1 protein-coding gene and 1 pseudogene are annotated in these 4,923 nt (G+C 64.1%); both read left to right on the plus strand.

Features of this window, described 5'->3' with window-relative positions; translation table 11 throughout:
* Window positions 1-3,990 (plus strand): annotated as a pseudogene (locus tag KP814_RS31950) (type IV secretion protein Rhs); the annotation flags it as partial.
* A gap of 2 nt (window positions 3,991-3,992) precedes the next feature.
* Window positions 3,993-4,923 (plus strand): hypothetical protein (locus KP814_RS33045; protein WP_371824110.1); only part of this gene is annotated, 931 nt, incomplete at its 3' end.

The raw sequence follows: 4,923 nt of genomic DNA on the forward strand, positions 1-4,923 counted from the left end.
GGCAGCCGCACGGATTATCGTTATGACGAGAGTCGGGGATTGTACGTCTCCAGCGTCGGTGAAGGCGCTCACGACACTTTGGAATTCCGTGGCGGAACCGGCGCTGACGCGTTCCTGTGGACGGAAGGCGAGAGTGGCGCGCAGGAAGTGTACAGCTGGCAGGGCAAACTGAGCGCGCTGGCCCATCGCGACGAACCCGGACGGGTGACCATCAGCCGCAGCGCGGCCGCGACGACCCTGACGACAGCGTCGGGGGAGAAACTGGAGATTCAGTACGACGACTCTGGGCGGGCGGTGCTGGTGAAGACGGTGGGCGCGGACGGCGCGCAACGCAACCAGACCTATTACGGCTATGACGCTCAGGGACGCCTGACGACGGTGACGGTGGACCTGACCCCGGCGGACAACAGCATCGGCGACGGCCGCACTTTCGTGACGCGCTATAGCTACGACGGCGACAGCAAACGCGTGGCGAAGATGCAGGCCAGCGACGGCGTGTCGGTGAGCTTCCAGTACCAGAACATCGGCGGCGAATACCGGGTGACCCGGGTCACCCAGGGCGACGGCGCGGACGCCATCGTCACCGCCTACGCCTATGATCTGGCGCAGCGCACGGCGACGGTGACGCGGGTGCTGGACCCAGCGACGCTGAGCGGCCTGCAGACGGTGCTGCGYTAYGACGAACGCGCGCGYCTGGTGGARMTGCGCCTGCCGCAACAGGACGGAAGCCAGAGCGTTCGCCGCTACGCCTACGACGCCGACGACAACCTYATCCAAAGTACGGACGCCGATGGCTACAGCGAGACCTACCGCTACGACGCCATGGGCAATCTGCTGACCCATACCGACCGTTTGGGCCGCGCCACCGACTACACCTATAACGCCTACAACCAGACCCTGACGGAAACGACGGACGGCGCCACCCAGCGCTACGTTTACGACAGCGAACATCGTCTGCGTTACCGCGTGGACGCCSAGGGCGGCGTCACCGAATTCCGCTACAACAACCTGGGYCAGCTGAGAGCGACCCAGGGSTACCTSGCGCGCTACGACCTGAGCGGCCTGAGTTCCAATCAACCGCTGAGCGAAGGACCTCTTAATACGTGGGCGCCCGGCGCCCGGGCGCAGGGAACCACCCTCACGGAATACGACTACGACTTCCGCGGCCAGCTGAGCCGTCAGACCCGCTACAGCAAGACCGACGCCACGGGCGCGGGAATCGGCGCGGCGACCACGCACTTTATCTACGACGCGGAAGGACGCCTGCTGAAACAGGTGAACCCCGACCAGGCGGCGCCGACGGAGAACGCGAGCGCGGCTCCGGAGAGCCTGGGGCATCGCACGGGAGAAACGCTGTACGTCTACGACGGCCTGGGCCGACTGCTGTCGGTGAAGGACGCGCTGGGCGCGGTGACCACGCAGACCGAATACCAGGGTGCGACCATCCTGAGCCGCGACGCGGCGGGCCTGCAAAGCGTGAAGACCTACAACAGCGCCGGCGCGCTGATCGACGTGGTGGAGCGCGACGCCGGCGGCGTGCTGCTGGGCAAGGCGCAGCAATACTACGACGCCCAGGGCCGGGTGATCCGCAGAGTGGACGCGCAGGGCGCGCAGACTCGTTACGTCTATGACGGCCAGGACCGGGTGCGCTTTGAGATCGACGCCCTGGGTTACGTCACGGAGAACCGCTATGACGCCCTGGGGCGGGTGACGCAGGCGCGTCGCTATGAGACCGCCTACGGCGGCGCCGTCAGCCTGGCGGCGCTGGAGACCTTCGCCGGGGGCCAGAGCGCAATCACCACGCGACGCTTCTACGACGCTGAGGGCCAGGTGCGTTTCGAAATCGACGCCCAGGGTTATGTCACCGGTTATGAGTACGACGGACAAGGACGCGTTGCGAAGAAGACCCGCTACGACAAAGCGGCGGACCTGAACGCCGCCAACCTGGCGTCGCTGGCGGCGCATGCGCCGAGCTGGCGCGGCGACGGCGTYGTGCAGATCGACGCGGGACGGATTATCAAGACCGCCGCCACCGGACTCAGCGGAGGCCGGGCGGTGGCGAACGAAGCGCTGCAACAAGGCCGCGGCGCGCTGGAGTTCACCGTGGCGGCGCTGCCGACCGGGGCTTCCCTGGGCGCGGTGGGCTTCAATAAGAACCCGGAGACCGTCCTGACCGGCAACGATTATCTGAATGAAGTGGACCTGGGCGTTTTCATCCGCGACCCGGAYGGCGCSGGTTCACAGGGCCACAGCCTGATGATCCAGGTGAACGGCGTGCGCACGGAGCCAACCTCGGCGACGCCGATCAAGGTTGGCGACCGCCTGCGCATCGAAATGCGGGGCGCGGACGCGCGCATCCTGCTTCAGCGCGGCGGCGAGCGCGGCTTCACGCTGATTCAGACCCTCACGGGCGTGGTGGACGCAAACGCGAACTACACGGCGCAAACCAACCTGTACGGCGCCGGCGCGGCGATTGAAGCCGTGGCGCTCAGCGGCGATGCGGACTACCACAGGGCGGGCGTCTCCACCCGCTACGTTTATGACGGCAAAGGCCAAGTGCGCTTCGAAGTCGACGCGCAAGGGTTTGTGACGGAGAACCGCTACGACGCCCTGGGGCGCGTGGTGGAGACGGTGCGGTACCTGGACGCGCAGGCGTTGACGCCGGCGCAGTTGGCGCAACTGCAGCGACAGGCGGACAGCGGCGCGTTGGGAGGCGTGGGAGACGTTGTCCTGGACAGCGAAACCCTGCCGGCGCCGGCGGGCTGGAGCGAGTCGACCAGCGCCGCAGGATATGAAGGGCGGCAGTACCTGACGGCCAAAGGCGCATCCACCGCCGTGTCGTGGCGCTCGGCGCTGACGCAGGCGGGACGCCATGGCGTGTACGCGACCTGGACCTCGCACGCGAACCGGGCGAGCAACGCGACCTATCGGATACATCATCTGGACGCCGCCGGCAAGGCGACCGTGACGGACGTGACAGTGAACCAGCGGACGCAGGGCGGGCAATGGGTATTGCTGGGCGACTTTGACTTCGGCGCGGAAGGATGGGTGGAGCTGCTGGGCGGCGGAGACGGCTATGTGGTGGCCGATGCGGTGAAATTCACGCGCGCGAACTACGCCACGCAGAGCAAGAAAGTCGCGTACGACGCCCAGGGACGGGCGCGTTTCAGTCTGGACGAACAGGGCTACGTCACCGAGAACCGTTACGACGCGGCGGGCCGGGTCGTGGCCACCCTCCGCTACGACAGCGCCTACCCGGGCGACGCATGGGGCGAGAGCGATCTGGAGAGCTTCGTCAGCGGCAAAACCCCGGCCTCCCATTCTCGTTTGGTCTACGACGCCAAAGGCCAGGCGCGCTTCACTATCGACGCCCTCGGACAGGTGACGGAGAACCGCTACGACAGTCTGGGCCGTATAACCGAAAAACTCAGTTACAGCTCCGCCTACACAGGCTCAGCCTTTACCGAAAGCGCCCTGCAGAGCTTCATCAGCGGCAAAACGCCCGCCGCCCATTCCCGACTGGTGTATGACGTGAAAGGCCAGGTGCGCTTCACTGTCGATGCTCTGGGCCAGGTGACGGAGACCCGTTACGACAGTCTGGGGCGGGTAATTGAAACGCTCAGTTACGACGGCGCTTATACCGCTTCGACCGTTACGGAAAGCAATCTGCAATCCTTTGTCAGTGGCAAAACCGTTCTTTCTAAATCCCGCGTGATCTATGACGCGAGAGGCCAGGCGCGTTTCACCCTCGACGCTTTGGGGTATGTCGCCGAGAACCGCTACGACGCCCAAGGGCGGGTAACGGAGAAACAACGCTTTAATGCGATCTACACCGGTGCGGACTTTAGTGAAAGCGCTTTGCAGACGTTCACGAACGGCAAAACCCCGGCTTCCCATACCCGATTGGTCTACGACGCTAAAGGCCAGGCGCGCTTCACGATCGACGCCCTGGGTCAGGTGACGGAGATGCGCCACCGCAACAGCGAGTGATCGTGGGTCTGAACAGTGCGGACACGATGAAGTCGTATCAGGACATTGATTACGGACTGCTGTTTAACATCAGCGGGGAAATCCAGATCCGGGAAGAAGGTGTCTGGAAGCAGAACATGGAGGGGGTGACGCAGCACCCGGACAACCGTTATCGCATTATGATGAAAGACGGGCGCGTGCATTACTACGTGAGACCGGCGGGCCAGAGCGAGTACCAGGAAGCGTATGTATCAGAGCGCCTGCCAGAGGCGGATAAGGCGTATTTTGTGGATACTTCCTTCCATGACGCCGGCGCGGAGATACGCAATGTGGCGTTGACGCCGGAGGGCGTTAAGACGCGCTACGTCTACGACGTCAAAGGCCAAGTACGTTTCACCCTTGACGTCCTGGGGCAAGTGACGGAGACCCGTTACGACAGCCTGGGCCTGGTAACCGAAAAGCTCAGCTATAGCCATGCCTACACGGGCGGCGTTTTCACCGAAAGCGCCCTGCAGACCTTCGCGAACGGCGCAACCCCGGCTTCTCACTCTCGTTTGGTGTATGACGCCAAAAACCAAGTGCGTTTTACAGTTGACGCTCTGGGGCAAGTGAGCGAGACCCGCTATGACGCATTGGGGCGAGTGATTGAAACGCGCATCTACGATGGCGCTTATACGGGCTCCAACGCTTCGGAAATCGATCTGCAGTCCTTTATCAGCGGCAAACCCTCTCACTCTCAATCCCGCGTGGTTTACGACGCCAAAGGCCAGGCGCGCTTCACCATTGACGCTCTGGGCTATGTCACCGAGAACCGTTACGACGCCCTGGGACAGGTGGCGGAAAAACTCAGCTATGACCGCGCCTACGCCGGCCCGGATTATAGCGAAGCGGCGCTGACCCAGTTCGCCAGCGCACAAAGTCAGCCGCGCAGCGGGCGCCTGGTGTATGACGCCA

Source organism: Hahella sp. HN01 (genome assembly GCF_018986435.1).
GTDB lineage: Bacteria > Pseudomonadota > Gammaproteobacteria > Pseudomonadales > Oleiphilaceae > Hahella.